Source organism: Burkholderia sp. R-40, assembly GCF_049942845.1.
Taxonomy (GTDB): domain Bacteria; phylum Pseudomonadota; class Gammaproteobacteria; order Burkholderiales; family Burkholderiaceae; genus Burkholderia; species Burkholderia ambifaria.
Window position 1 is genome coordinate 3,190,114 of record NZ_CP187967.1, and the last position, 26,234, is coordinate 3,216,347.

At 68.8% G+C, this 26,234-nt stretch carries 24 protein-coding genes; 3 read left to right on the forward strand and 21 right to left on the reverse strand.

Going from position 1 to position 26,234, the window contains the following annotated elements:
• Window positions 1–3: 3 nt before the first annotated feature.
• The 7 genes from ACP26O_RS14760 to ACP26O_RS14790 form a co-directional block, all read right to left on the reverse strand.
• On the reverse strand, window positions 4–1,293 hold the full coding sequence (locus ACP26O_RS14760; RefSeq protein ID WP_105832961.1) for a dicarboxylate/amino acid:cation symporter: 1,290 nt from the start codon (window positions 1,291–1,293) through the stop codon (window positions 4–6).
• Between the two features lie 355 nt (window positions 1,294–1,648).
• A complete protein-coding gene (locus ACP26O_RS14765) occupies window positions 1,649–3,334 on the reverse strand; it encodes a cation acetate symporter (protein ID WP_175665626.1) in 1,686 nt (561 codons plus the stop codon).
• Window positions 3,335–3,350: 16 nt separating this feature from the next.
• Window positions 3,351–3,656: a DUF485 domain-containing protein gene (locus tag ACP26O_RS14770; RefSeq protein WP_175665627.1), complete on the reverse strand. Its 306-nt coding sequence runs from the start codon at window positions 3,654–3,656 to the stop codon at window positions 3,351–3,353.
• Between the two features lie 240 nt (window positions 3,657–3,896).
• The gene (locus tag ACP26O_RS14775; RefSeq protein ID WP_175665628.1) at window positions 3,897–5,102 is read right to left on the reverse strand and encodes a CaiB/BaiF CoA transferase family protein; all 1,206 of its coding nucleotides are present in this window, start codon (window positions 5,100–5,102) and stop codon (window positions 3,897–3,899) included.
• 30 nt (window positions 5,103–5,132) lie between these two features.
• Window positions 5,133–6,278, reverse strand: a complete 1,146-nt coding sequence (locus ACP26O_RS14780; protein WP_175665629.1) for an acyl-CoA dehydrogenase family protein — start codon at window positions 6,276–6,278, stop codon at window positions 5,133–5,135.
• Between the two features lie 14 nt (window positions 6,279–6,292).
• On the reverse strand, window positions 6,293–7,489 hold the full coding sequence (locus tag ACP26O_RS14785; protein ID WP_175665630.1) for an acyl-CoA dehydrogenase family protein: 1,197 nt from the start codon (window positions 7,487–7,489) through the stop codon (window positions 6,293–6,295).
• A 29-nt stretch (window positions 7,490–7,518) separates the two neighbouring features.
• The gene (locus ACP26O_RS14790) at window positions 7,519–9,654 is read right to left on the reverse strand and encodes a 3-hydroxyacyl-CoA dehydrogenase NAD-binding domain-containing protein (RefSeq protein WP_175665631.1); all 2,136 of its coding nucleotides are present in this window, start codon (window positions 9,652–9,654) and stop codon (window positions 7,519–7,521) included.
• Window positions 9,655–9,882: 228 nt separating this feature from the next.
• Here ACP26O_RS14790 and ACP26O_RS14795 point away from each other — a divergent pair, with 228 nt between their 5' ends.
• A complete protein-coding gene (locus ACP26O_RS14795) occupies window positions 9,883–10,845 on the forward strand; it encodes a LysR family transcriptional regulator (protein WP_105832956.1) in 963 nt (320 codons plus the stop codon).
• A gap of 70 nt (window positions 10,846–10,915) precedes the next feature.
• The gene (ggt, locus tag ACP26O_RS14800) at window positions 10,916–12,796 is read left to right on the forward strand and encodes a gamma-glutamyltransferase (protein WP_175665632.1); all 1,881 of its coding nucleotides are present in this window, start codon (window positions 10,916–10,918) and stop codon (window positions 12,794–12,796) included.
• A 43-nt stretch (window positions 12,797–12,839) separates the two neighbouring features.
• On the opposite strand, the gene ACP26O_RS14805 is transcribed toward ggt, so the two are convergent.
• The 6 genes from ACP26O_RS14805 to ACP26O_RS14830 all read right to left on the reverse strand — a co-directional run bounded on the left by ACP26O_RS14805 (window position 12,840) and on the right by ACP26O_RS14830 (window position 18,079).
• A complete protein-coding gene (locus ACP26O_RS14805) occupies window positions 12,840–13,805 on the reverse strand; it encodes an ABC transporter permease subunit (RefSeq protein ID WP_175665697.1) in 966 nt (321 codons plus the stop codon).
• Entirely contained in the window at window positions 13,805–14,602 is a 798-nt protein-coding gene (locus ACP26O_RS14810; protein WP_175665633.1) for a taurine ABC transporter ATP-binding protein, read from the reverse strand. Before ACP26O_RS14810 ends, ACP26O_RS14805 begins: the two co-directional genes overlap by 1 nt.
• Before the next feature lie 48 nt (window positions 14,603–14,650).
• On the reverse strand, window positions 14,651–15,667 hold the full coding sequence (gene tauA, locus ACP26O_RS14815; protein ID WP_105832952.1) for a taurine ABC transporter substrate-binding protein: 1,017 nt from the start codon (window positions 15,665–15,667) through the stop codon (window positions 14,651–14,653).
• A 261-nt stretch (window positions 15,668–15,928) separates the two neighbouring features.
• The gene (lipA, locus tag ACP26O_RS14820) at window positions 15,929–16,921 is read right to left on the reverse strand and encodes a lipoyl synthase (protein WP_006760316.1); all 993 of its coding nucleotides are present in this window, start codon (window positions 16,919–16,921) and stop codon (window positions 15,929–15,931) included.
• Complete coding sequence (gene lipB, locus ACP26O_RS14825) at window positions 16,914–17,669, reverse strand: lipoyl(octanoyl) transferase LipB (protein ID WP_012364793.1); 756 nt, start codon at window positions 17,667–17,669, stop codon at window positions 16,914–16,916. Before lipB ends, lipA begins: the two co-directional genes overlap by 8 nt.
• 83 nt (window positions 17,670–17,752) lie before the next feature.
• Entirely contained in the window at window positions 17,753–18,079 is a 327-nt protein-coding gene (locus tag ACP26O_RS14830) for a DUF2917 domain-containing protein (protein ID WP_165752088.1), read from the reverse strand.
• Between the two features lie 102 nt (window positions 18,080–18,181).
• On the opposite strand from ACP26O_RS14830, the gene ACP26O_RS14835 reads away from it, so the two are divergent.
• Window positions 18,182–19,168: a transcriptional regulator GcvA gene (locus tag ACP26O_RS14835; protein ID WP_175662485.1), complete on the forward strand. Its 987-nt coding sequence runs from the start codon at window positions 18,182–18,184 to the stop codon at window positions 19,166–19,168.
• Here the strand turns inward: ACP26O_RS14835 and ACP26O_RS14840 are convergent.
• From ACP26O_RS14840 to ACP26O_RS14875, 8 genes are all read right to left on the reverse strand, one after another.
• Window positions 19,152–19,460: an HP0495 family protein gene (locus ACP26O_RS14840; RefSeq protein ID WP_006760320.1), complete on the reverse strand. Its 309-nt coding sequence runs from the start codon at window positions 19,458–19,460 to the stop codon at window positions 19,152–19,154. The two genes, ACP26O_RS14835 and ACP26O_RS14840, sit on opposite strands and share 17 nt — an antisense overlap.
• Window positions 19,460–20,386, reverse strand: a complete 927-nt coding sequence (locus tag ACP26O_RS14845; protein WP_011658032.1) for a D-amino acid aminotransferase — start codon at window positions 20,384–20,386, stop codon at window positions 19,460–19,462. Before ACP26O_RS14845 ends, ACP26O_RS14840 begins: the two co-directional genes overlap by 1 nt.
• Window positions 20,387–20,434: 48 nt before the next feature.
• On the reverse strand, window positions 20,435–21,745 hold the full coding sequence (locus tag ACP26O_RS14850) for a D-alanyl-D-alanine carboxypeptidase family protein (RefSeq protein ID WP_175665634.1): 1,311 nt from the start codon (window positions 21,743–21,745) through the stop codon (window positions 20,435–20,437).
• 527 nt (window positions 21,746–22,272) lie between these two features.
• Window positions 22,273–22,917, reverse strand: a complete 645-nt coding sequence (locus ACP26O_RS14855) for an alpha/beta hydrolase (protein WP_126228585.1) — start codon at window positions 22,915–22,917, stop codon at window positions 22,273–22,275.
• Window positions 22,918–22,930: 13 nt separating this feature from the next.
• A complete protein-coding gene (locus tag ACP26O_RS14860) occupies window positions 22,931–23,248 on the reverse strand; it encodes a (2Fe-2S) ferredoxin domain-containing protein (RefSeq protein WP_175665635.1) in 318 nt (105 codons plus the stop codon).
• Between the two features lie 154 nt (window positions 23,249–23,402).
• Window positions 23,403–24,554: a VanZ family protein gene (locus ACP26O_RS14865; RefSeq protein WP_105832947.1), complete on the reverse strand. Its 1,152-nt coding sequence runs from the start codon at window positions 24,552–24,554 to the stop codon at window positions 23,403–23,405.
• Window positions 24,555–24,573: 19 nt separating this feature from the next.
• Window positions 24,574–25,197 carry an ABC-type transport auxiliary lipoprotein family protein gene (locus ACP26O_RS14870; protein ID WP_175656229.1) on the reverse strand — a complete coding sequence of 208 codons (624 nt, stop codon included), beginning with the start codon at window positions 25,195–25,197 and terminating at the stop codon, window positions 24,574–24,576.
• An 89-nt stretch (window positions 25,198–25,286) separates the two neighbouring features.
• Complete coding sequence (locus ACP26O_RS14875) at window positions 25,287–26,222, reverse strand: MlaD family protein (protein ID WP_012364800.1); 936 nt, start codon at window positions 26,220–26,222, stop codon at window positions 25,287–25,289.
• Window positions 26,223–26,234 lie beyond the last annotated feature (12 nt).

Here is a 26,234-nt window from a genome sequence, read left to right on the forward strand (position 1 = left end):
GTGTCAGACGCCGGCCGCCTCGGTCGTCTTGACTTCGCCGCCGCCGCTCAGCGCCTGACGCAGCTTGTTGCGGTCGAGCTCCTTCTCCCACGCCGACACGACCACCGTTGCGACACCGTTGCCGACGATGTTGGTCAGCGCACGGCATTCGCTCATGAAGCGGTCGATGCCGAGGATCAGCACCATGCCCGACAGCGGGATCGTCGGCACGACGGCGAGCGTCGCGGCGAGCGTGATGAAGCCCGCGCCCGTGACGCCGCTCGCGCCCTTCGAGGTCAGCATCGCGACCGCGAGCAGCGTGAGCTGCTGCATCCACGTCAGTTCGATGTTGGTCGCCTGCGCGATGAACAGCACGGCCATCGTCATGTAGATGTTGGTGCCGTCGAGGTTGAACGAGTACCCGGTCGGCACGACGAGGCCGACGACCGAACGCGAGCAGCCGGCCTTCTCGAGCTTTTCCATCAGCTGCGGCAGCGCGGCTTCCGACGAGCTCGTGCCGAGCACGATCAGCAGCTCTTCCTTGATGTAGGACACGAAGCGGATGATCGAGAAGCCCGTGACGCGCGCGATCGTGCCGAGCACGACCAGCACGAATACGATCGACGTCAGGTAGAACGTGCCGATCAGCTTGAGCAGCGGCACCAGCGAGCCGACGCCGTACTTGCCGATCGTGAACGCCATCGCGCCGAACGCGCCGATCGGCGCCAGCTTCGTGACGATGTGCACGATGCCGAACAGCACGCGCGTGAGACCGTCGATGAAGTCGGTGACGACCTTGCCGCGCTCGCCGAGGTGCGCGAGCACGCTGCCGAACAGCAGCGCGATCAGCAGGATCTGCAGGATTTCGCCCTGCGCGAACGCATCGACCATCGTGTTCGGGATGATGTGCAGCAGGAAGTCGACCGTCGACTGACCGTGCGCCTTCGCCGCGTACGATGCGACGGCCTTGCCGTCGAGCGTCGCCGGATCGATGTTGAAGCCGACGCCCGGACGCAGGATGTGCGTGGCCGCGAGGCCCAGCAGCAGCGCGAAGGTCGACACGACCTCGAAGTACAGCAGCGCCTTGCCGCCGACGCGGCCGACCTTCTTCATGTCCTCCATGCCGGCGATGCCGGTGACGACCGTACAGAAGATGATCGGCCCGATCACCATCTTGATCAGCTTGATGAAGCCGTCGCCGAGCGGTTTCATGTCGGTGGCGAGCGCCGGGTAGAAGTGGCCGAGGATCACGCCGACGATGATGGCGAAAATCACCTGCACATAGAGCACTTTGTAGAAGGGTTTCTTCTTCACGATGGTTCCTGCTGAAGTAGATGAGCCGGTGGAAACGGCGTCACGCGCGCAGGCGAATGTCAGGGGGAAAGAAACATTCGCCCGCGCGGCTGCCGTGCCGCAACAAGCGATGCCTCAAGTCATCCGACAGGGGAGGAAGGCATTGGTCATCGATTGTCTCCTTGGTTTAATAGTCAGGCCGGGGGGACGGCCGTGCTGTTTATATCGCAAGGTCGATGCCAGGTTTCCGGAACCCCTCAAGCCGTTGTTTTCATTGTATTTCTCATAATACGGCAGGCAAGGAAATCCGGGATTCCGGATTTCCGGAAAATATCCGTCCGGCGATCCGGACGGATTCGGCCATTCGTCGGACGGATCAGTGCTGCACGGCGCGACTGGCCAGCACGCCCGTCTGCGCGTAGAACTCCTGCTGCGCGAACGCGTCGCGCTCGCGCCGCGCGCGCTCGCCGCGGTCCGCGAGCGAGCCGACCACGATCCCGAAGAACGCGAGCGGCACCGACACGAGGGCCGGATTGTCGAGGAACACCGGCGCATGCGCGTGGTGCAGCACGTCGACCCACACCGACTTCGACAGCACCGTGAGCGCGACCGCCGACGCGAGGCCGAGGCCGCCGCCGAGCACCGCGCCGCGCGTCGTCATCCCGCGCCAGAAGATCGACATCGCGAGCACCGGGAAATTCGCGCTGGCGGCCACCGCCGCGACGAGGCCGACCATGAACGCGACGTTCACGTGCTCGAACAGGATCGACAACGCGATCGCGATCGCCGACAACCCGATCGTCGCCGCGCGCGAGATGCGCATTTCCAGCCGCTCGTCGGGCTTGCCGCGCGCCCACATCTGCGCATACAGGTCGTGCGAGATCGTGGTCGCGCCGGCGAGCGTCAGCCCGGCGACCACCGCGAGGATCGTCGCGAACGTGACGGCCGCGATGAAGCCGTAGAACCAGTTGCCGCCGACCGCCTGCGCGAGCTTCACCGCGACCATGTTGGAGCCGCCGAGCAGGTCGTGCGTCAGGTTGAACGTGCCGTTCGCGCCGAGCCGGAAGAATTCCGGATGCTGCGCGAGCAGCACGATGGCCGAAAAGCCGATCACGAAGGTCAGCAAATAGAAGTAGCCGATGAAGCCCGTCGCGTACAGCACCGACTTGCGCGCCTCCTTCGCGTTCGGCACCGTGAAGAAGCGCATCAGGATGTGCGGGAAGCCGGCCGTGCCGAACATCAGCGCGATGCCGAGCGACAGCGCGTTGGCCGGATCGCGAATCAGCTTGCCGGGGCCCATGATCGACAGCGCGCCCGGATGCACGGCCACCGCGCGGCGGAACATCTCGTCGATGCTGAAGCCGAATTCCCCGAGCGCGAGCAAGACGAGCAGCGTCGCGCCGCACAGCAGCAGCACGGCCTTGATCACCTGCACCCAGGTGGTCGCGGTCATCCCGCCGAAGAACACGTAGACGACCATCAGCACGCCGACGATCAGCTCGGCCGTGCCGTACGACAGCCCGAACAGCAGCTGGATCAGCTTGCCTGCGCCGACCATCTGCACGACCAGGTACAGCACGACGATCGTCAGCGCGTTCGCGGACGTCAGCAGCCGGATCGGCCGCTGCGCGAAGCGGTACGCGACGACGTCGACGAACGTGAACTTGCCGAGATTGCGCAGCGGCTCGGCGATCAGGAACATCACGAACGGCCAGCCGACCAGGAAGCCGATCGAGTAGATCAGCCCGTCGAAGCCGAACATGAACACCATCCCCGAGAGCCCGAGGAACGACGCGGCCGACATGTAGTCGCCCGCGATCGCGAGCCCGTTCTGCAGCCCGGTGATGCCGCCGCCGGCCGTGTAGAAGTCGCGCGTCGAGCGCGTGCGGCGCGCGGCCCAGCGCGTGAGCGCGAGCGTCGCGAACACGAACGCGAAGAACATCGCGATCGCGACCGGGTTCAGCTCGACCTTGTCGGGCATCGGGCCCGCGACCGAGGTCGCGTGCGCGGCGGAGGAAACGAGAACGGTCAGCGCGCCGAGCACGCTCGAAGTGAGTCGCATGGGGGCCTCCGTCATGTCATGAACGCTGCAGGATCGCGGCGACGCGGCGGTCGAACGCACGGTTCGCGCGCAGCACGTAGCACGCGGTCAGGCCGATCGCGATCAGGATGATCGCGACGCCCGCGACGATCCCGACCGTGGTCGTCGCGCCGCGGTACAGCGGCGCGGCCAGCACGTGCGGCGCGAGCGCGACGAGCAGGATGAAGCCGTAGTAGGTGGCGATCATCAGCGCCGTCAGCGTGAAGCTGAAGCGGCGCCGCGCACGCACGAGCTGCTGGTAGTCACGGCACGCCGTGACCGATTCGATGACGGAAAGCTCCATGGTGTCTCCTCCTGTCGACCCGAGTTGGCGCTTTAGCGCTTACTCTGGTCCCATGCTTCGCGGTCGACCCGAGTTGGCGCTTCAGCGCTTACCCGGGTCCCATGCTTCGCGGTCGACCAGAGTTGGCGCTTTAGCGCGTACTCCAGTCCCCGCAGGGCAACCGCCTCGTCATTGCGAGCGGTGTCTGTTGGATGGCCGGCGCGCGACTGCTCCGCCCGCGCCGCGGCGGCAAAAATCGATCTACACGATGCGATCCGCGCGCAGCCGCACCAGCTCGTCCATCGACATCCCGAGCCAGCCGCCGAGCACGTCGTCCGTATCGGCGCCGAGCACCGGCGGCGCACCGCGCACCGGCAGGCGCGCGCCGTCGAAGCGGTACGGCGGCGCGAGCACGTCGACGCCGCCCGCGACCGGATGCGGCTGCCGCGTGACGAGCCCCGCGCGGGTCGCACGCTCCGACGTCAGCGCGTCGTGCAGCCCGAGCACTTCGCCGCACGGAATGCCCGCGCCGGAAAGCGCCGTGAGCAGCGTCGCGCGTGGCCGACGCGCAAGCTCGCGGCGGAGCTCCGGCAGCAGCTCGGCGCGATTCGCGGAGCGGCCGAGGTTGGTCCTGTAGCGTTCGTCCGCGGCGAGGTCGGGCCGCTCGATCGCGTCGCAGAAACGCGCGAACTGCGTGTTGTTGCCGACCGTGATCACGAGCGGGCCGTCGGCCGCATCGAACACGCCGTACGGCACGATCGACGGATGCGCGTTGCCGTAGCGCGGCGGATCCTCGCCCATCAGCAGCGCGTCGAGCCCGTAGTACGCGGTGATCATCAGCCCGCAGTCGAACAGCGCCATCTCGATGCGCCGTCCGCGCCCCGTCGCATGGCGCTCGTACAGCGCGGCGAGGATCGCCTGCGCCGAATACATGCCGGTGAACAGGTCGACCGCCGCGACGCCGAACTTCAGCGGCGGCTGGCCGGCCTCGCCGTTCAGCGCCATCAGCCCCGCCTCGCCCTGCACGACGAGGTCATAGCCGGGCCGCGCGGCCTCCGGGCCCGAACGGTCGTAGCCCGAGATCGCGCAATGCACGAGCCGCGGATTCAGCTCGGCCAGCGCGTCGTAGCCGAGCCCGAGCTTTTCCGCGCCGCCGGCCTTGAAGTTGTGGATCAGCACGTCGGCCTGCGTGGCGAGCTCGCGCGCGATGCGCCGCCCGGCTTCCGTCTGCAGGTCGACGCAGATCGACCGCTTGCTGCGGTTCACGCTGTTGAAGTAGGTCGTCTCGGTGTCGCCGATCCGCAGCCCCCAGTCGCGCGTGTCGTCGCCTCGCGCCGGATGCTCGATCTTGATCACGTCCGCGCCGAAATCGGCGAGCACCATCGCGCTCCACGGGCCCGCGAGCACGCGCGAGAAATCGAGCACCTTCACGCCGGCCAGCGGCAATGCGCGCGGGTCGTTCGTCATCGTTGTCTCCTCCATTCGCGTCGTTCGTCTTTACTGTTTCGACAGCGCGATATAGCGCGCGAGATGATGATCCTCGTCGCCGAGCTGGTGATCGATCATCACCAGCCGCTTCGCGTAGTGCGACAGCGGCAGCTCCCACGTCATCCCGATCCCGCCGTGCAGCTGGATGCTTTCCTCGGCGACCAGCGTGCCGATCCGGCCGATGCTGTACTTGGCCGCCGCGAGCGCGCGCTCGCGCACCGCACGCGGCGCATCGAGCTGCGCGGCCGCGTTGATCACCGCCGAGCGCGCCTGCTCGACTTCGAGCAGCAGGTCGGCCATCCGGTGCTGCAGCGCCTGGAAGCTGCCGATCGGCATCCCGAACTGCTTGCGCGTGCGCAGGTAGTCGAGCGTGTATTCCTTCGCGATGTCCATCGCGCCGAGCGCTTCGGCCGACAGCGCGAGCAGCCCGTAGCCCAGCACGCGTTCGAGCAGCGCGGCGCCCGCTTCGCCGTCGTGCGCATCCGGCGCGCCGAGCGCGGCGTCGGCCGGCAGCGCGACGCGCTCGAAACACACTTCGGCCGCGCGGCCGCCATCGATCTTCCGGTAGTCGCGCAGCGACACGCCCGGCGCGTCGGCCGGCACGACGAACAGGCCGATGCCGGCCGCGTCGTCGTCGTGACCGGACACGCGTGCGCTGACGACGAAGAACGCCGCCTGCGCGGCCTGGTCGACGACGCCCTTCGCGCCCGTCAGCACCCAGCCGTCGCCGGCACGCTCGGCGCGCGTGCGCACCGTCGTCAGTTCGTAGTGCGAGCCCGGCTCGTCGTGCGCGAACGCGGCGCTCGCGCTGCCGTCGATCAGCGCGGCAAGCCGCTCGCGATGCGCGGCGCCGCCGGCGAGCGACAGCGCGCGGCCCGCGAGCAGCGCGCCGAGGAACGGCTCGACGACGAGCCCGCGCCCGAGGCATTCGAACACCACGGCGATGTCGAAGCCCGCGCCGCCGAAGCCGCCGTCGGCCTCCGCGAACAGCGCGCCGACCGCGCCGAGTTCGGCGAAGCGCTGCCACATCGTGCGATCGAACCCGTCGGCCGACTGCGCGATGCGATCGCGCACCGGGAACGCGTACTGTTCGGCGATGAAGCGGTTTAACGTGTCCGCCAGCATCCGGCGGTCTTCTGTGTGCTGGAAATCCATCGTCTCGTTCCTCGTTACAGCCCGAGCATCATCTTCGCGATGATGTTCTTCTGGATTTCGTTCGAGCCGCCGAAGATCGACAGCTTGCGGTTGTTGAAGTACTGCTGCGCGGCGCTCGCGGCCTCCTCCGGGCCGACCGGCTCGCCGTCGTGATCGCCGTCGAGCGCGTCTTCGACGAACGGCTGCGCGTACGGCCCCATCGCGCGGCGCATCAGCGCGGTGATCTCCTGGCGGATCTGCGTGCCGCGGATCTTCAGCATCGAACTCTCGGCCCCCGGCACGCCGCCGCCCGCGACCGCGGCCAGCACGCGCAGGTTGGTCGTGCGCATGTTCTCGAGCTCGATCTCGACGCGCGCGACGCGTGCCGCGAAGAACGGATCGTCCGCGAGCGGCCGGCCGTTCTTCGTGACCTTCGCGGCAACCGCGCGCAGCCGCTCGAGCGCGGCCGTCGAGAAGCCGATGCCGGCGATGTTGGTGCGCTCGTACGTGAGCAGGTATTTCGCGCAGGTCCAGCCGCGGTTCTCTTCGCCGACCAGGTTCTCCACGGGCACGCGCACGTCGGTGAAGAACACTTCGTTCACCTCGTGCTCGCCGTCGAACGTGATGATCGGACGCACCTCGACACCCGGCGTGTTCATGTCGATCAGCAGGAAACTGATGCCCTCCTGCTTGCGCACGTCGGTCGCGGTGCGCACGAGACAGAAGATCATGTTCGCGTAGTGACCGAGCGTGGTCCACGTCTTCTGGCCGTTCACGACGTAGTGATCGCCGTGGCGCACCGCGCTCGTCTTCACCGACGCGAGATCGGAACCGGCGCCCGGCTCCGAATAGCCCTGGCACCACCAGTCGGTGCCGTCGAGAATGCGCGGCAGCCAGTGGCGCCGCTGCGCTTCGCTGCCGTACTTGATCAGCACGGGCCCGAGCATGTTGACGCCGAACGGGACGATGCGCGGCGCGCCCGCGAGCGCGCATTCGTTGTCGAACAGGAACTTCTGCGCGACGCTCCAGCCGGGGCCGCCGAACTCGCGCGGCCAGTGGCTCGCGAGCCAGCCGCGGGCGTTCAGGATCGCGTGCCATTCGCGCATGTCGTCGCGCGTCAGATGCAGGCCGCCCTTCACCTTGCGCGCGGTGCGCGCCGGCAGTTCGGCGGCGAGAAAGCGCTGCACGTCGGCGCGGAACGCTTCCTCTTCGGGAGTGAAATTGAGGTCCATCGTAAGTCCGTTGCGAAGGCGGTGGGCGTTCAGTCGATGTGGTTCAGGCTCGCGAAATCCGCGCCGCGCTCGACCAGCTCGACGATCAGCGGCGAAGGCTTCCAGAACAGCGGATCCTCCTGCGCGAACGCGCGAATGTCGGCGAGCACGTTCGCGAGGCCGACCGTGTCCGCGTAGTGCATCGGGCCGCCGCGATAGCGCGGGAAGCCGTAGCCGTGCAGGAACACCGCGTCGACGTCGAGCGGGCGCAGCGCGATCTTCTCGTGCACGACGTTCGCGCCTTCGTTGATCATCGCGGCGAGGTAGCGGCGCAGGATCTCGTCGTCGCTGAACGCGCGCGGCGTGATGCCCTTCTTCGCGCGCTCGTCGGCAACGATGGCCTCCACTTCCGGGTCCGGCGTGCCGACGCGTGCGCCGTCCGGGTACAGGTAGTAGCCGCGCGCGGTCTTCTGCCCGAACCAGCCGCGCTCGCACAGCCGGTCGGAAATTTCCACGTAGCGCGCGCGCGGGTCGCGCGTCGTCGCGCGGCGCTTGCGGGTCGCCCAGCCGATGTCGCCGCCCGCGAGATCGACGACCTGGAACGGTCCCATCGGGAAGCCGAAGTCGCGCACCGCGCGATCGATCTGGTACGGCGACGCGCCGTCCTCCATCAGGTAGTCGGCCGCGGTGCGGTAGACCGCGAGGATCCGGTTGCCGATGAAGCCGTCGCACACGCCCGCGCGCACCGGCGTCTTCTTCAGCTGCTTCGCGAGCGCGAACGCCGTCGCGACGACCTCCGCACTCACGCGTGCCGGCACGACGATCTCGAGCAGCTTCATCACGTTGGCCGGCGAGAAGAAATGCAGGCCGATCACGTCGGCCGGCCGGTCGATGCTGGCTGCCAGCTCGTCGATGTCGAGATACGACGTGTTGGTCGCGAGCACCGCGCCCGGCTTGCATACGCGCGCGAGTTCGGCGAACACCGCCTGCTTCACGGCCATGTCCTCGAACACGGCCTCGATCACGACGTCGGCCTGCGCGAGCGCGTCGTACGACGTGCTGCCCTTGAAGCGCGCGAGCCGCGCCGCATGCGCGGCCGGCGTCATCCGGCCCTTCGCGACGAGACCGTCGTAGACCTTCTCGACGTGTGCGCGGCCGCGTGCGAGCGACGCTTCGTCGCGCTCGATCATCGTCACGGGCAGCCCGGCATCGAGCGCCGCGACCGCGATCCCCGCGCCCATCGTGCCGCCGCCGACCACGCCGATCCGCTCGACCGGACGCGCGCTCGCGCGGCGCGCCTCGGGCGCCTTCGCCGCCTCGCGCTCCGCAAAGAACGCGTGCACGAGGCCCGCGCGCTGCGGGCTGTCGATGCACTGCAGGAACAGGCTGCGCTCGAGCTTCATCCCCGCGTCGAACGACTGCGTGAGCGCGGCCTCGACCGCATCGACGATCTTCGCCGGCGAGAACAGGCCGCGCGACTTCTTCGGCAAGTCGGCGCGCGCCGCGTCGATCGCGGCCTGCGCGCTCGCGCGATCGGCGAGCCCCCGCGCATCGCGCGTGCGCCGTGCCGGCGCGCCGAGCGACACGAGTTCCTGCGCATAGGCCAGGCCTTCGGCGAGCGTGTCGTCGCTGTGCGCGAGGCGATCGATGAGGCCGAGCGCGAGCGCTTCGTCGGCGCTCGCGTGACGCCCCGTCAGCATCAGGTCGAGCGCGGCCTTCGCGCCGATCAGGCGCGGCGCGAGCTGCGTGCCGCCCGCGCCCGGCAGCAGGCCGAGCGTGACTTCGGGCAGCCCCAGCTTCGCGCCGGGCACCGCGAGCCGGTAATGCGCGGCGAGCGCGACCTCGAGGCCGCCGCCGAGCGTCGCGCCGTGCAGCGCGACCACGACCGGCTTCGCGCTCGACTCGATTTGCTCGCACACGTCGGGCAGCGACGGCGGCACCGGCGGCTTGCCGAATTCGCGGATATCGGCGCCCGCGATGAAGTTGCGGCCGGCGCCGACGATCAGCACCGCGCGGATCGCGTCGTCGGTCTGCGCGGCATCGAGCGCGTCGGCCAGGCCGCGCCGCACGTCGGCGGACAACGCATTGACGGGCGGATGGTCGATCGTGACGACGAGCACCTTGTCGCGGCGTTCGCGCGTGACGGTGCCGGTGCGGGAGGGTTCGGGGGAAGCGGTTGAATGCATCGTGTCTCCAGTGCGGTACGCCGGGCGGCAGCCGCGGGACGGGCCGGCGGCGCCGGTTCCGGGATCCCGCGCGGCGGGAAACGATCCGGCGTGGTTGCCGGGGATGACTCGATTCTCGATTGATCGAGATTCATTGACAATTCCCGCACGCCTTTACAAGCTGTCAAGTCTGACTTGACACTGAATGCTTTCGAACCGTTAAACGGGACGGATCAGGAGACACCGGACATGGACCTGAACGCGCTGACGCTGCTCGTCGAGATCCTCGACGCGGGCAATCTGAGCAAGGCCGCGCAGCGGCTCAAGGTGAGTCGCGCGAACGTCAGCTACCGGCTGAACCAGCTCGAACGCTCGATCGGCCAGCAGCTCGTGCGCCGCACGACGCGCCGCATCGAGCCGACCGAGATCGGGCTGAAGCTGTACGAGCACGGCCGGCGCATCCGCAACGAACTGCTCGCCGCGCAGGAGTCGGTGACGACGCTCGGCCAGGACCTGCAGGGCCGCGTGCGGCTGTCGGTGCCGAGCGGCTACGGGCAGATGGTGATGTCCGACTGGCTGCTCGCGTTCAAGCGGCTGCATCCGGGCATCGTGCTCGACGTGGTGTTCGAGAATCGCGTGGAAGACCTGATGCGCGACGAGATCGACATCGCGGTGCGCGTGATGCCGGAGCCGCCGCAGAACCTCGTCGCACGCGACATGGGGGCGGTGCGCTACGTTGCGTGCGCATCGGCCGCGTTCGCGGCCGCGCACGGGATGCCGGCGAGCCTCGGCGCGCTGGCCGCCGCGCCGGTCGTCACCGCGACCGTGATGGGGCGGCAGTTGCGGATCGCCGCGTATCTCGGCGACGAGCGCCACGAGGTGCTGCTCGAGCCGACGCTGATTTCGGAGAACTTCCTGTTCCTGCGCCAGGCGATCCTCGCCGGGATCGGCGTCGGCATCGTGCCCGACTACGTGGTGCAGGACGACATGCGGCGCGGCACGGTCGTCACGTCGCTCGACGCTTATCGGCTCAGCATCTTCGGCACGCACATGTACATGCTGTACATGCCGAACCGGCACCACACGCGTGCGACCGCAACGTTCATAGAGTTCATCCTCGAACAGGCCGGAAAGACCGGCCGGGGCGGGCCGGGCGCGATGCGTCAGGGTTTCCTGTCGGATGACAATCCGCCGCCCGCACGGCGACAATAGCGCGCCGCCCGTGCGGAGCGCGTGCCGCGCACACGCCGCCGCCTTCGAATTCACCGTTGCCGAGGGTTCAATGTTCGACCGGATTCGTCCGCATTCGCGTCCCTGGACGCTCGCCGCCGCAGTCGCATTCGCACTCGTCGCCTTCGGCGCCGGCTGCACGTCCCCGTCCGCGCCGTCGGGCGCCGTCGTCCCGGTCGCCGCCGCATCGGGCGCCGCGGTGCCGCTGCCCGGCGTTCACGCGCCCGAACTGTCGTCCGGCTGGACCGACAAGCCGGGCTGGACCTCGCAGCACGCGATGATCGCGGCCGCGAACCCGCTCGCGACGCAGGCAGGCTACGAGATGCTGAAGGCCGGCGGCACCGCGATCGACGCGGCGATCGCGACGCAAATGGTGCTCGCGCTCGTCGAGCCGCAATCGTCGGGGCTCGGCGGCGGCGCGTTCATGCTGTACTTCGACGGCCACGCGACGCAGGCGTACGACGGCCGCGAGACCGCGCCGGCCGCCGCGACCGACCGCCTGTTCTACGGGCCGACCGGCCAGCCGATGCGCTTCTACGAAGGTGTCGTCGGCGGGCGGGCGGTCGGCACGCCGGGCGTGCTGCGGATGCTCGACGCCGCGCATCGCGCGCACGGCAAGCTGCCGTGGCGCCGGCTGTTCCAGCCCGCGATCCGGCTTGCCGAGCACGGCTTCACGATCAGCCCGCGGCTGGCGATGCTGATCGCGAACGACAAGTACCTGATGAACGACCCGGCCGCGCGCGCGTACTTCTACAACAACGACGGCACGCCGAAGGCGGCCGGCACCGTACTGAAGAACCCCGCGCTCGCGACCGTGCTGCGCCAGGTCGCCGACCGCGGCGCGAACGCGTTCTACACCGGCGCGATCGCGCGCGACATCGTCGCGAAGGTGCGCAAGCACCCGACCAATCCGGGTCTGCTGTCGCTGCAGGATCTCGCGCGCTACAAGGCGAAGGTGCGTACGCCGCTGTGTACCGACTACCGGCGCTCGGTGGTGTGCGGGATGCCGCCGCCGTCGTCGGGCGGCCTCGCGATCGCGCAGATGCTCGGCATCCTCGAGGCGATGCCCGACTGGCAGCAGATCGGCGCGCAGAAGCCGGTGCGCAACGAAGTCGGCTACGAGCCGACGCCGTTCGCCGCGCATCTGTTCAGCGAGGCCGGCCGCCTCGCGTTCGCGGACCGCGCGCGCTACGTCGCCGATCCCGATTTCGCGCCGCTGCCGGGCGGCAGCTGGGCGAGCCTCACCGACAAGACCTATCTCGCGCAGCGTGCGCGCCTGATCGGCGACAACAGCATGGGCGTCGCGCAGGCCGGCACGCCGCAGGGCGCGACGCTCGCGCTGGCCGACGACCGCAGCCCCGAATTGCCGTCGACCTCCGACATCGCGATCGTCGACCGCTACGGTCAGGCGCTGTCGATGACGACCAGCGTCGAGGACGCGTTCGGTTCGCGGCTGATGGTGCGCGGCTTCATGCTGAACAACCAGCTCACCGATTTCTCGTTCGTGTCGAGCGAGAACGGTCGGCCGGTCGCGAACCGCGTGCAACCCGGCAAGCGGCCGCGCTCGGCGATGTCGCCGGAACTCGTGTTCGACCAGAAGACGAAGCAGGTGACGATGATCGTCGGCTCGGCCGGCGGCCCCGCGATCATCAACCACGTCGCGAAAACGCTGATCGGCGTGCTCGACTGGGGGATGACGATGCAGCAGGCGATCGCGCTGCCGAACGTCGGGTCGACGAACGGGCCGACGCAGCTCGAGCGCGGCCGCGTGTCCGACGCGCTCGTCGACGGGCTGAAGGGACGCGGGCACGACGTGCAGGTCGTCGAGATGAACTCGGGACTGCAGGGGATCCAGCGGCTGAACGTGCAGGGACAGACGGTGTGGTTCGGCGGCGCGGATCCGCGGCGCGAAGGGAATGCGATGGGGGATTGAGGCTGGCCGGTAGCGGCGGCGCGCATGCGCCGCCTGCTTCGCGTCACCCCCGCCCCTTCCACGGCACCACCCGCCGCTCGACCCACCTCATCGCGAGATCGAACAGCCACGCGATCGCGCCAATGATCAGGATGCCCATCACGACGATATCGGTGCGCAGGAAGCTCGACGCATTGAGCACCATCTGCCCGAGCCCGGCCGTCGCGGCGACCATCTCTGCCGCGACGAGCGTCGTCCAGCCGAACCCGATCGCGATCCGCAGCCCGGTGAGGATTTCCGGCAGCGCGGCCGGCAGCACGACGTGACGCACGATCTGCGCGAAGCTGCCGCCGAGCGAATACGCGGCATTGATCTGCTCGATCGTCGCCGCGCGCACGCCCGCGCGTGCGGCCATCGCGATCGGCGCGAAGCACGCGAGGAAGATCACGACCAGCTTCGCCGTCTCGTCGATGCCGAACCAGATCACGACGAGCGGCAGGTACGCGAGCGGCGGCAGCGGCCGGTAGAACTCCAGCAGCGGATCGAGCACGCCGCGCGCGATGCGGCTCACGCCCATCAGGATGCCGGCCGGCACGCCGATCGCGGCCGCGAGCACGAACGCGCCGAACACGCGCGCGGCACTCCACAACAGATGCTCCGACAACGGCAGGCCGCCCTGGATGCGGCCGTGCCACGCGTCGACGAACGCCGCCCACACCGCTTCCGGCGCAGGCAGGAACAGCGGCGGCAGCCACTGCCGATGCGTCGCGACCCACCACAGCATGGCCAGCGCCGCGACCGTTGCCGCGCTCAAGGCCGCCGTCCTGCCCTGCCCCGGCAACCGGTAGCGATGCGATGCGCGCGCGGGCCGCGCCGCGTGGCGACGCTGCGTCGCGCGCCGATCCGGCCCGAACTCCGCGGCCGCTCGATCGGCCACCCGCGAATCCTGCGTGCTCATGTCGTCCTGCCTGTGCAATGGTCTGATCCGGCCGCGCCCGACGGACGCGCCCTGTCGCGCGAACTCATGCATCACGCGGTCTCCGCGACCGCCTCGTCGCGATGCAGGTACGCGATCAGCCGCTCGCGCCATTCGATGAAATCCGGCGACGACTTCACCGCGCGCGCATCGCGCGATTCGACGTAGCGCCGCGCGAACGGCAGCTCGAAGGTTTCCGCGATGCGGCCGGGGCCGGGTGTCATCACGACGAGTCGCGTCGCCAGGAACAGCGCCTCCTCGACGTCGTGCGTGATGAAGAACACCGTCTTGCCGGTACGCGCCCACACGTCGAGTACGAGCGCCTGCATCGTGCCGCGCGTCATCGCGTCGAGCGCGCCCATCGGTTCGTCCATCAGCAGCACGCGAGGATCGCTCGCGAGCGCACGCGCGATGCCGACGCGCTGCTGCATCCCGCCCGACAGTTCGTACACGCGCGCATGCGCATGGGGCTCGAGGCCGACGAGCGCGAGCATCTCGTGCGAGCGCGCCTCGCGTTCGGCCTTCGACACGTGAGCGAAACGCAGCCCGAGCGCGACGTTCGCGAGCACGTCGAGCCACGGCAGCAACGCATATTTCTGGAACACGACGCCGCGATCGGCGCCGGGGCCCGTGACCGGCACGCCATCGACGCGCACGTCGCCCGTCGTCGGCGCGACGAAGCCGGCCATGCAGTTCAGCAGCGTCGTCTTCCCGCACCCCGACGCGCCGAGCGCCACGACGAATTCACCGGAGTCGATGCGCAGGTCGACGCGCGCGAGTGCCTGCGTCGTCGGCCGACCGCGTTCGCCCGGATAAGAGACCGATACCTGACGGACTTCCAGCGTGCTCATGATCGAGGGCTCCGCGATGAGTGGCCTGGGATGCCTGAACTACCGCGCTCAGCGCGCGGCCTTCTGCACGAACTGCGGATCGACGCCGACCGAGTAGTCGGCGAGCACCGCCTGGATCGTGCCCTGCGATTTCAAGAACGCGGCGGTGGCCGCGAGCGACTTCGCGGCGCCCGACTGCGCGCCGCCGCCGAGCCACGTCGGCGACGCCTGCTCGGCCGGCGTCGGGAACGCGTAGAGCGCGAGGCTTGCCGGCACGTCCTGCGCGTTCGCGCCCGACACCTTCGCGACCGCCGCGACCTGCGGCGAACCGGCCCGCCACGCGGCGGTGTGCGCACGGTAATCGGCGTCGGCCGCCGCGAGCACCTTCACGAAGCGCGCGACGAACTCGGGATTCTCGCGCGCGAACTTGCGGCTCACGACGAAGCCGTCGAAGGTCGCCTTGCCGCTTTCCTTCGCGACCCGGCCCGACGTCGTCAGCACGGTGCCCGACTGCTTGACCTTCGCGAGCACCGGATCCCAGATGTAGGTCGCGTCGATATCGCCGCGCGTCCAGGCGGCTGCGACCTCGGGCGGACGCAGGTTGACGATCTTCACGTCGTTCGGATTCACGCCGGCGGCCTGCAGCGCGACGAGCGTATGGAAATGCGACGTCGACACGAACGGCACGCCGATCTTCCTGCCCTTCAGCGCGGCGATGCTGGTCACGCCGGAGCCGTTGCGCGCGACGAGCGCCTCGGCGTCGTTGATGTTGTCGAGCACCCAGAACAGCGAGATGTCGAGCCCTTGCGACAGGCCCGCCGCGATCGGGCTGGAGCCGGCCTCGCCGAGCTGCACGGAGCCCGACGCGAGCGCGCGGATCACGTCGGCGCCGCTGTCGAGCTTGCGGAACGTGACCTTGTAGCCGGTCGCCTTCTCCACTTCACCGCTCGCCTGCGCATAGCGCCACGGCACGACCATGTCCTGGTACGCGATCACGACTTCGCGCGATTCGGCGTGCGCCGCGCCGAGCGCGGCAAAGGCGGTCAGCGCGACGACGGCGCGGCGGATGAAGCGGAAACGGTGCATGCGGCTCTCCTTCGAATGCGGGCATTGCTGCGGGAGAGCCGACTATAGGAGCTTTGCGCGCGGCGGGAGCGAACTTATCCTGCGAAGCTATCGATGCCGTTTCAGCTTTGCTTTCCACGCTGAACCAGATCACGCGTCCGGTCAGATGACGATTGTCGTGCGCATGCGCGAGCAGAGCAGCAGCCGCGCCAACAAAAAAGCCCGCATCGCTGCGGGCTTTTGTTCGACTGCGTGACTGCCGCAGAGACGCGGACGCGGCGCTCAGACCACCCCTGCCCCATGCGCCTGCAGATCGGCGTGATAGCTCGAACGCACCATCGCGCCAACCGCCGCGTGCGTGAAGCCCATCTTGTACGCCTCTTCCTCGTACATCTTGAACGTATCCGGATGCACGTACGCGCGCACCGGCAGGTGGTGCTCCGACGGCTGCAGGTACTGGCCGATCGTCAGCATGTCGACGTCGTGCGCGCGCAGGTCGCGCATCACCTGCAGGATTTCCTCTTCCGTCTCGCCCAGGCCGACCATCAGGCCCGACTTCGTCGCGACGTCCGGATGCAGCGCCTTGAAGTCCTTCAGGAGCTTCAGCGAGTGCGCGTAGTCCGAACCCGGGCGCGCTTCCTTGTACAGGCGCGGCACCGTTTCGAGGTTGTGGTTCATCACGTCGGGCGGCGCCGCGTTCAGGATCGAGATCGCGCGGTCGAGACGGCCGCGGAAGTCCGGCGTCAGGATCTCGATGCGCGTTTCCGGCGACTGCTCGCGCACTTCGCGGATGCACTCGACGAAGTGGGCCGCGCCGCCGTCGCGCAGGTCGTCGCGGTCGACGCTCGTGATCACCACGTACTTGAGCTTCAGCGCGGCGATCGTGCGGGCGAGGTTCTTCGGTTCGTCCGCGTCGAGCGGATCGGGGCGGCCGTGGCCGACGTCGCAGAACGGGCAGCGGCGCGTGCACTTGTCACCCATGATCATGAACGTCGCGGTGCCCTTGCCGAAGCATTCGCCGATGTTCGGGCAGCTCGCTTCCTCGCACACCGTATGCAGGTTGTGCTCGCGCAGGATCGTCTTGATCTCGTTGAATCGCGAACTGCCGGTGGCCGCCTTCACGCGGATCCACTCCGGCTTCTTCAGCTTCTCGATCGGAATGACCTTGATCGGGATGCGCGCCGTCTTCGCCTGCGCCTTCTGCTTGGCGGTCGGATCGTAGGCTGCGGTCGCGGCCGAATCGGCCGGTGCGGGGGAAGCGGTAACGTCAGTCATTCGAATGTTCCAGTGCCTGCGGCTTGTCGGCGGCCGCGGATTCGCCATCGAGGTTGGCAATCAGACGCCCCACCAGCGTGTGGGCGACGTCGTTCCAGTCGGCGGCAACCTCGAGGCTCGCCATGTCGACGGTTTCCAGTCCGGCATAGCCGCACGGGTTGATCGCAAGGAACGGGCGCAGATCCATCTTCACGTTCAGGCTCAGCCCGTGATAGCTGCAGCCGTTGCGGATCTTCAGCCCAAGGGCCGCGATCTTCGCGCCTTCGTGCACGCCGGAAGCCACGTAGATGCCCGGCGCGCCCGCCTTGCGGACCGAAGCGAGATTATACGCCGCGAGGGTTTCGATCACGGCCTCCTCGATCTTCGTCACGAGCGTGCGCACCATCAGCTTGCGCCGGCGCAGGTCGAGCAGCAGGTAGACGACGATCTGGCCGGGGCCGTGGTAGGTGATTTGTCCGCCGCGATCGACCTTGACGAGCGGCACGCCGCTGTCGGCCACCAGCAGGTGGGCCGGGTCGCCGGCCTGGCCGAGCGTGTAGACGGGCGGATGCTCGACGACCCAGATTTCGTCGCCGGTATCGGCCGTGCGCGTGTCGGTGAACGCACGCATCGCGTCGAAGCTCGTCTCGTACGCCTCGCTGCCCCGCCAGCGCACGGTGACCGGCACGGCGGGCTGAACCGGAGACCCGGCGGGCGATTCGGAAACGGCGACGGGCGTGGACACGATGGGAACCGGCGAGACGGACATGGGCGGTAGTTTACCGAAAACCCATGGGTCTCGCCGGCCGGGGAAAGGGACGGATCACGAGGATCCGTCGGAGGAAAGGTGCGTCAGACGGTGCGCCAGCCGTCGTGGAGCAGCGCATTCACGCGGTTGCGCACCCGGGCCAGCACGCCGCGCGCGACTTCCGCGGCCGGCCGCGACACCGAGAACGCCACATGGGCGCCCTGCCCGCTTTCCGCGCTGAGCCACAGCCGCTCGCCGCGGCGCAGCCGCAGCGTCTCGCCGTCGACCAGGAAGTAGTCTTCGACGTCGTTGCTGCGCGTCGCCCACACCGGCCCGCATTGCACGGTCAGACGCGTGCTGCGTTGCACCTTCATCGGCACGGTTTCGCCCGCCGGGATTTCGAATGTGATGCTTGAAGAAATTTCTTGCATGATCGACTCCGCCAATAAGTGCTTCGATGGCTACAATCGTAGTCACTTAAAGGCGCCCGACCAAACGACCAATTTTCACGTCGATGTGAGGAAAATTAGCAAATGGACCTCCGCCAGCTCCCTGCGCTGAACGCCATTCGGGCGTTCGAAGCCGCCGCACGTCACGAGAATTTCTCGCGCGCCGCCGACGAACTCTTCGTCACGCACGGCGCGGTCAGCCATCAGGTGCGCGCGCTCGAGGAGGAGCTGGGCGTGCAATTGTTCGCGCGCAACGGCAAGCGGCTGTGCCTGACCGGCGCCGGCATGCGCTACGCGCAGCAGGTGCGCACCGCGCTGATGATGCTGGCCGACGCGACGCGCGAGGTGCGGGCAAGCGACCGCGACCGGCGGCTGGTGGTGTCGATGCTGTCGTCGTTCGCCGCGCGCTTCGTCACGCCGCGCATCGGCACGTTCATCGAGCGGCATCCGGAAATCGACGTCGAACTGCAGTCGACCAACAATCTGACCGATTTCGCGCGCGACGACGTCGACCTCGCGATCCGCTTCGGCTTCGGCAACTATCCGGGGCTGCACGTCGAGCCGCTGTTCGACGAAGTGTTCTTTCCGGCGTGCGCGCCGACGTTGAACGGCGGCAAGCTGCCGCAGACGCCCGCCGATCTCGTGCACTACAACCTGCTGCGCTCGGACGACGAGCTGTGGCGGCCGTGGTTCGACGCGGCGGGGCTCGACACGCTGACCGAGCCGAAACGCGGGATTCTGTATCAGGATTCGTCGAACCTGCTGCTGGCCGCGATCGAGGGCCAGGGCATCGCGCTGGTGCGGCGCTCGCTCGCGGTGCACGACCTGCTCGACGGGCGCCTCGTGCGCCTGTTCGACATCGACGGGGCGAGCCCGTGGCACTATTTTTTCGTGTGTCCGCCGCCGCTGCTGAATGCGCCGCGCGTGCAGGCATTCAGGGCGTGGATGCTCGAGGAAGTCGCGCAATTCAAGCTGCTGTGCGACGAACTGGACGCGCGGCGCGCGGCGGGGAAGACCCCCGCCGAGTGCGCGCAGGAAGGCGGATGGAAGGGACTTAGAGTACGACCTTGACCATCGGATGGCCGGTCAAGGCGCGGTAGATATTGTCGAGCTGTTCCTGGCTCGTCGCCCGAACGGTGATCGTGAGGCCGGTGTAATTACCGCCGCTCGACACACGCTCCTCGATCTTCTCCACGTCGATCTCGTTGTCGTGAACGGCCACGACCTTGAAGATCGTGTCCTTGAATTCCGGGTGCGCCTTGCCCATGATCTTGATCGGGAAATCGCACGGAAACTCCAGCAGCGACTCCTTCCGGGTATCGATCGCGCCGGTGACCTCGATGGTTTTGGTCGGTTCGCTCATCATTTCCTCCGGGTTAGGTCAAACTGTTCAAACTCGCGCGCTTTCGCACGCTGGTACGCGTCGTACAACGCCGCGAACACGGGGCCCGGCTTGCCGCCCTGCACGGGCAGTTCGTCGAGCGACGTGACAGGCAGGATTTCCTTCGTGGCCGACGTGATCATGATCTCGTCGGCCGAGCGCAGCTCGACCTCGCTGAGCTCGCGCGCGACGAACGGAATCCCGCATTGATTGGCCAGCTCCTCGACGAGCGCGTAGCGGATCCCCTCGAGGATCTTGTTGCTGCGCGGCGGCGCCATCAGCTCGCCGTTCTTCACGATCCATACATTCGACGACGACCCTTCGGTCACCTTGTCGTCACGCAGCTGGATCGTCTCGAACGCATCGCGTTCGGCCGCATGCTGGGCCATCAGCACGTTGCCGAGCAGCGAAATCGACTTGATGTCGCAATGCAGCCAGCGGCGATCCTCGGCCGTCACGCAGCGCACGCCGCGCGCGCGCTCGTCGTCCGACGGCAGGCGCAGCGGGCTCGTCATCGCGAACACCGTCGGCACCGCATCCGCCGGGAACGCGTGGCCGCGCTTCGCGACGCCGCGCGTCACCTGCAGGTAGACGAGCGCGTTGCCGTCGGCCAGGCCTTCCGCGTTCGCGGCGACCAGGCGCTCGATCAGCGCGCGCCAGCCGGCCGCGTCGTGCGGGTTGTCGATGCCGATCTTCTTCAGGCTGCGCGCGAGCCGGTCCAGATGCTGTTCGATCCGGAACGGCACGTGCGCGCCGTCGTGCGCATAAACGGGGACAACTTCATACACGCCATCGCCGAAGATGAACCCGCGGTCGAGCACCGGCACACGGGCTTGCGACAGCGGCACCAGTTCCTCCTGCGACGACACGCTGAGGTAGACGATCGGTTCGAATTCGGCTTGGCTCATAGCTATACCAGATGGGGATGAAGTCGTGAAAACAAAGGCCCGTCGCGCTTACTTCTTCTTGCTGAACATCAGCAGGATCGAGTCCCAGATACGCCCGAAGATACCCGCTTCCGGCACCGGCTGCAGCGCGACGACCGGGAACTCCGACAGCGTCTTGCCGTCGGCGACGAGCTTCACGGTACCGACCTGCTGGCCTTCCGCGAGCGGCGCGATCAGCGGCGCGTTGACGTCGACTTCCGGCTTCACCTTGTCGCCCAGGCCGCGCGGCACGGTCACCCACTGGTCGCTCTTCACGCCGACCTGCACGGTGTTCTCCTTGCCCTTGTAGACGCGCGGCGTCGACATCGCCTGGCCACCCTTGAACAGGCGCACCGCGTCGAACGCGCTATAGCCGTAGTTCAGCATCTTCATGCTGTCCTGCGTGCGCTCGCCTTCCTTCGGCTCGCCCATCATCACCGACACGAGACGGCGCTGACCGTCGACACCCGGGATCGCGCGCTTGGCCGATGCGATCAGGCAGTAGCCGGCCGCTTGCGTGTGGCCCGTCTTCAGGCCGTCGACCGTCGGATCCAGCCACAGCAGCCGGTTGCGGTTGCCCTGGCGGATGTTGTTGTACTTGAATTCCTTCTCCGAGAAGATGCCGTAGTACTGCGGAAAATCGCGGATCAGGTGCGCGGACAGCTTCGCGAGGTCGCCGGCCGTCGTGTAGTGGTTCGGATCGGGCATGCCGTTCACGTCGGCGAAGTGCGTGCCCTTCATGCCGAGGCGCTGCGCCTCGGCGTTCATCAGCGTGACGAACTGCCCTTCGCTGCCGCCGACCAGTTCGGCCAGCGCGATCGCGGCGTCGTTGCCCGACTGGATGATCATCCCGTACACGAGGTCGTGCACCGACACCGGCTTGTTCGCCTCGATGAACATGCGCGACTCGTCGAGGCCGACGCGGCGCACTGCCTCGCTCGGCGTGATGATCTGCTCCATCGAGATCTTCTTCTTGTCGAGCGCCTCGAACACCAGGTAGGCCGTCATCAGCTTCGTGAGCGATGCGGGCTCGACGCGTTCGTCGGCGTTGCCCGATGCGAGCACCGTGTTGCTCGTCGCATCGACGAGCACCCACGAGCGCGCATTCACGCCCGGCGGCGGCACCGCGCCCGGCATGAAGGTCGCGGGCGCGCCGGTGAACTGCTCGGCGGCCGGCGCCGCGTGCGCGGCCTTGGCCTTGGCGGCCGGCTTCGCCTCGGCGACGACGATCGTCGATGCGAGCGCGACGGGCAGCATCACGCCCAGCGCGACGTTGCGCGCGGCGGTGCCGATGGCGATGGAAGAAGCGAGGGACTTGAGGCCTTGGGGAGACAGACGCATGATCGATTCAGGCTGGTGGCAGAAAGTGCGGCGCGAAACGCGCAGGGTTGAACGGCAAGGCGGCGGGCGTTCCGGGCATTCGTCCGACTGCGTCGGACGGCGCGAAACGCGCCGGTTGGACTCGTGCGGACGCGTTCGGTTCGCGGCCGTCGCGAGCGGGCTGACAGGCGGCGAAACGAGCGCCGCATGGGCCCGGCCGGGCCGCGGGCGACGCGAAATGCGGCCATTATACGTGGCCGCGAACGACGTTTTCGCGAACCGTGCGGGTGGCCGCACGCGGGATTCGGGAGGAGAGCGCGGCTTCGCTGCGGACAATCGCGCTCGAAGCCGCGCGAAACGCGTGCGCGGGCGCGGTGCGGGACGGGGGCGCCGCGCGGCGGCGGCGGGCATGTGCGACCGGGTTCGACACGGTGCGACGAGATGCGACACGGTGCGACGCGATGCCGCGCGAGCGGCGGCATCGTGGTGGCGCGGCAGCGATGATGCGCGCCGCGCTACACGCATCGATGCTTCAACGTATCAACGCTTCAACGCCACGCGTCGACGATGATGCGCTTCAGCACATGCAGCTTGCGATGGAAGAAATGCTCGGCGCCGGGGATCACGACGACCGGCAGCTCCTGCGGCCGCGCCCAGTCGTAGACCGATCCGATCGGCACCGTGTCGTCGGTTTCGCCGTGGATCACGAGCGTGTTCTCGGGCACGTCGGCGACCTGCCAGCGGCTCGCAGCCGTGCCGACGAACACGATCCGCTCGATCGTCTCGCCCGCGTCGCGCAGCCGCTTCGCGACATGCGACAGCACGAAGGTGCCGAACGAGAAGCCCGCGAGCACGAGCGGCAGCTCCGCCTGCGCCGGCTGCGCGCGCATGTGCGCGAGCACCGCGAGCAGGTCGTCGGCCTCGCCGATGCCGTTGTCGTGCACGCCCTCGGTCGCGCCGACGCCGCGGAAGTTGGACCGGTACACCACGTAGTTGAGCTGGACCAGCGTGCGCGCGAGCGTTTGCGCGACCTTGTTGTCCATCGTGCCGCCGAACAGCGGATGCGGATGCGCGACGAGCGCGATCCCGCGCGGCGCGGCGCTGCCTTCGCGCACGGCGTCCGGCAGGTCGACCGCGATTTCGATCTGCCCGGCCGGGCCGGCGATCAGCGACTTCTGCGTATGAACGTTCATTCGGCCGGCCCGCTCAGATCTTCAGGCGGTCGACGACCCTGCCGTCGCGCAGGTGCGATTCGACGATCTCGTCGATGTCGGCCTGGTCGACGTACGTGTACCAGGTGCCTTCCGGATACACGACCATCACGGGCCCTTCCTCGCAGCGGTCGAGGCAGCCGGCCTTGTTGATGCGGACCTTCCCCGGCCCCGCAAGGCCGAGTTCCTTCACGCGCTTTTTCGCGTATTCCTGCATGGCCTGCGCATTGCATTGCGCGCAGCTCGGACGCTCGGCGCCCGGGTCGCGCTGATTCAGGCAGAAAAAGACGTGGTGCTGGTAGTAGGAATCCATGATGGTGACGAGCGGCCCGGCGCGATGCCGGGCGGAAAGAGGGGCGATTGCCGTCGCGCGCGGCAACGGATGTGCGGACGATTATAACGAGCGGCGCGCGCCGCTGCCGGCGAGCGGACCGTGGCCGCCCTGCCCCGCGCGCTGCCTCAGCGCGTCAGCGCCGCAGCGCGCCCGGCAGCCACGCGTGCTCGACCCGCTGGCCGAGCCAGATCAGCGCCGCGTAGGGCCAGATCCACGCGAGCCAGCGCGCGATGCTGTTGAAGTGCACGTAGCGGCCTTGCCGCCAGCCCGACAGCGTGAAGTCGAAGAACGGGTTGACGGGCAGCAGGTTGACGAGCGCCACGCCGGCCAGCAGCGCGGCCGCCGCGAGCAGCGCGCGCCAGGTGGCCGGCACGCGCAACGCGACCAGCGCCGCGGCGAAGCCGAGCTCGATACCGAGCCGCGCGCCCGGCGTCGCCCACACGACGACGAGGCCGGTGCTCGACTGCATGAAGGTGGCGCCCGCCTTCAGCGCGAGCGACGCCGCGACGAACGCGATCAGGAGTCGCACGCGCGGCGCGCCGGCGCGCATCGCGAGCGATGCGATCGCCAACGCGGCGAACAGCATCAACCCGCCGAGCACGGCTTCCCACGCGGAGTCGGACAGCCAGCCGTCGACACGCTCGGGCCACTCGCTCACGCGCCACGCGGCCGGCAGCCACGCGAGCAGCGCGTCCTGCATCGAGCCGTCGGCGCGCTCCCACAACGCGGCCGGCCAGTCGCCGATGCCGAACAGGAACGGCGACGGAAACAGGATCGCGAATGGCCACAGCGCGGCGAGCAGCAGCGGCGTCGCGCCGTCGTTCTCGAACCATGCGAAGCGCAGCCGGCGCAGCGCGCCGCGGTCGAGCAGCGCGCCGGTGGCCGGGGCCGCGAGCGCGGCGCCGAACAGCGCGCCGAGCGCGTTGGCCGCGAGGTCGAGATTCGACGCGACGCGCATCGGCAGGTAGGTCTGCAGCGCCTCCATCGCCCCCGACAGCAGCACGCCGAGGCCACCCACGATCAGCGTCGCGGCCACGCCGCGCCAGCGCGGATGCAGCGCGAGCACGCCGAGTGCGCCGAACGGCAAATAGCCGAGCACGTTGGTCACGACGTCGAACGCGGTCACATAACGCTGCATCGGCGCGAACAGGTAGTCGAACGGCCCGATGCCGAGCGACAGCCAGCCGTCGAACGGATACAGCGACGCATAGACGATGAGCGCCGCGTACGCGGCGAACGCCTGTCGCGCGAGCGACGACGCGCGCGGCGTGACCGGCGCGCTCATCGCGGCTGCACGCTGCGCGTCACGGGTTGCCCGCGTACGCCTGCACGCCGACCCACGCGGCGATCTGCGACACGAGCTCGTCGCTCGCGGCCGCGAGCGCACGCGCGCCGCCGGCCGCATCGGGCGTGCTCGACGGCGCGCGCGCGACGAACGTGCGCTGGCCGAGCACCTTGCCGTTCTGCATCAGCGTCGCGCGCGCGGTGACCGCGCCGTGACTCTGCGACTCCCCGTCGAACACCTGCTCGAATTCGTTCAGGTCGACCTTCAGCGTCGGCGCGCGCACGCCGTCGGAGCCTTCGAGCACCGCGCCGCGCGACGACAGCGCGCCGCGCAGCCGCTGCGTGAGCAGTTGCGCGGGCGGCGCGGTCCAGCGGCTGTCGCGATAGACGGCCGTGCGCTGCGCATCCGCATACGTGAGGCGGTAGACGAACTTGTCGGTGTCGAGCGCGTCGGGCGCGGCGACGTCGAGCACCTTCAGCGCGGGGCCCGTACCGGCCGTCACGACCGACGCGGCCGGCCCGAGGTCGTAGCGGACGTTCGACAGCGCCGCGCCATTGCCGGCGCAGCCGGCGGCGAACGCGAGCATCAGCATCGCGAGGGTGGTCGCGGCCGGACGCAGCGCGCGATCAAGGATTCGTGGCATGGCATGTTCCTGCATGATGTTTCCGGTTTCGATGGCGTCAGTGCCCGGCGTCGCTCCGGGCCGGGCGGTCGATGGGCTGGCGCCGCGCGTCATTTGCCGGCCGCCGCACCCTTGCCCGGCCAGACGAAGCCTGCTTCGCCGGGCCCGGGCGCGGCGCCGGGCGAACCGAACAACAGACTGCTCGGGTTGCGGCCGAGTTCACCGGCGACGTCCTTCAATTGCCGCGACGCATCGCCGACGCTGTCCGCCAGCGTGTTGAAACGCGGCAGCGTGTCGTACTGGACCCGCGCGTTCAGGTCGTTCAGCGCGACGCCGACCTGCTCCGCGGCCGAGCCGGCCTTGTTCAGGTTCGACACGAGCGGCCCGTTCGGCTGCAGCAGCGTGTTCGCGGATGCCATCGCGCGATCGACCTGGTGCATCGTCTGCGGCAGCGCGGCCACCGCCGGCGCGAGCTGCTTCGACAGCGTCGCCGCGCCGTCCGCCGCGTGCTGCAGGCTTTCGGCCGTCGCGCGCAACTGCTCGCGCATCTCCGGCGACATCAGCGCATTCGCGCTTTCCGCCGCCTGCTCGAGCTGCCGCAACAGCACGTCGCCGCGCTCCTGGATCTGGTCGAACAGGCTCGGCCGCATCGGAATCTGCGCGATCGACTTCGGTGACGACGGCAGCGGCGCCAAGTCGCGGCCCGTGTCCTCGAGCTGCACGAACGCGATGCCCGTCACGCCCTGGAAGCCGAGGCTGCCGTAGGTCGACTGCGTGATCGGCGCGTCGCGGTCGACGAGAATCCGGATCCGGATCTGGCCCGGATGCGTGCGGTCGAAGCCGATCGACTGCACCTTGCCGACGTCGAGCCCGCGAAAGCGCACGGCCGCATCGGGGAACAGGCCCGTCACGTTGGTGCGCGCGAGCAGGTCGTACGGCACGCGCACGGTGCGGTCGACGTTGAACCAGAACACGGTGCCCGCGATCGCCAGCGTCAGCGCGATCGTGAACAGGCCGGCCCAGAACGCATGTGATTTGTTTTCCATCAGGAGATTCCT

What these genes read in the sequence shown, in the direction of transcription:
- ACP26O_RS14765 (WP_175665626.1), bottom strand. Translation starts at nt 3,334, where the DNA reads ATGCGACTCACTTCGAGCGTGCTCGGCGCGCTGACCGTTCTCGTTTCC.
- ACP26O_RS14770 (WP_175665627.1), bottom strand. Translation starts at nt 3,656, where the DNA reads ATGGAGCTTTCCGTCATCGAATCGGTCACGGCGTGCCGTGACTACCAG.
- ACP26O_RS14775 (WP_175665628.1), bottom strand. Translation starts at nt 5,102, where the DNA reads ATGACGAACGACCCGCGCGCATTGCCGCTGGCCGGCGTGAAGGTGCTC.
- ACP26O_RS14780 (WP_175665629.1), bottom strand. Translation starts at nt 6,278, where the DNA reads ATGGATTTCCAGCACACAGAAGACCGCCGGATGCTGGCGGACACGTTA.
- ACP26O_RS14785 (WP_175665630.1), bottom strand. Translation starts at nt 7,489, where the DNA reads ATGGACCTCAATTTCACTCCCGAAGAGGAAGCGTTCCGCGCCGACGTG.
- ACP26O_RS14790 (WP_175665631.1), bottom strand. Translation starts at nt 9,654, where the DNA reads ATGCATTCAACCGCTTCCCCCGAACCCTCCCGCACCGGCACCGTCACG.
- ACP26O_RS14795 (WP_105832956.1), top strand. Translation starts at nt 9,883, where the DNA reads ATGGACCTGAACGCGCTGACGCTGCTCGTCGAGATCCTCGACGCGGGC.
- ggt (WP_175665632.1), top strand. Translation starts at nt 10,916, where the DNA reads ATGTTCGACCGGATTCGTCCGCATTCGCGTCCCTGGACGCTCGCCGCC.
- ACP26O_RS14805 (WP_175665697.1), bottom strand. Translation starts at nt 13,805, where the DNA reads ATGCATGAGTTCGCGCGACAGGGCGCGTCCGTCGGGCGCGGCCGGATC.
- ACP26O_RS14810 (WP_175665633.1), bottom strand. Translation starts at nt 14,602, where the DNA reads ATGAGCACGCTGGAAGTCCGTCAGGTATCGGTCTCTTATCCGGGCGAA.
- tauA (WP_105832952.1), bottom strand. Translation starts at nt 15,667, where the DNA reads ATGCACCGTTTCCGCTTCATCCGCCGCGCCGTCGTCGCGCTGACCGCC.
- lipA (WP_006760316.1), bottom strand. Translation starts at nt 16,921, where the DNA reads ATGACTGACGTTACCGCTTCCCCCGCACCGGCCGATTCGGCCGCGACC.
- lipB (WP_012364793.1), bottom strand. Translation starts at nt 17,669, where the DNA reads ATGTCCGTCTCGCCGGTTCCCATCGTGTCCACGCCCGTCGCCGTTTCC.
- ACP26O_RS14830 (WP_165752088.1), bottom strand. Translation starts at nt 18,079, where the DNA reads ATGCAAGAAATTTCTTCAAGCATCACATTCGAAATCCCGGCGGGCGAA.
- ACP26O_RS14835 (WP_175662485.1), top strand. Translation starts at nt 18,182, where the DNA reads ATGGACCTCCGCCAGCTCCCTGCGCTGAACGCCATTCGGGCGTTCGAA.
- ACP26O_RS14840 (WP_006760320.1), bottom strand. Translation starts at nt 19,460, where the DNA reads ATGAGCGAACCGACCAAAACCATCGAGGTCACCGGCGCGATCGATACC.
- ACP26O_RS14845 (WP_011658032.1), bottom strand. Translation starts at nt 20,386, where the DNA reads ATGAGCCAAGCCGAATTCGAACCGATCGTCTACCTCAGCGTGTCGTCG.
- ACP26O_RS14850 (WP_175665634.1), bottom strand. Translation starts at nt 21,745, where the DNA reads ATGCGTCTGTCTCCCCAAGGCCTCAAGTCCCTCGCTTCTTCCATCGCC.
- ACP26O_RS14855 (WP_126228585.1), bottom strand. Translation starts at nt 22,917, where the DNA reads ATGAACGTTCATACGCAGAAGTCGCTGATCGCCGGCCCGGCCGGGCAG.
- ACP26O_RS14860 (WP_175665635.1), bottom strand. Translation starts at nt 23,248, where the DNA reads ATGGATTCCTACTACCAGCACCACGTCTTTTTCTGCCTGAATCAGCGC.
- ACP26O_RS14865 (WP_105832947.1), bottom strand. Translation starts at nt 24,554, where the DNA reads ATGAGCGCGCCGGTCACGCCGCGCGCGTCGTCGCTCGCGCGACAGGCG.
- ACP26O_RS14870 (WP_175656229.1), bottom strand. Translation starts at nt 25,197, where the DNA reads ATGCCACGAATCCTTGATCGCGCGCTGCGTCCGGCCGCGACCACCCTC.
- ACP26O_RS14875 (WP_012364800.1), bottom strand. Translation starts at nt 26,222, where the DNA reads ATGGAAAACAAATCACATGCGTTCTGGGCCGGCCTGTTCACGATCGCG.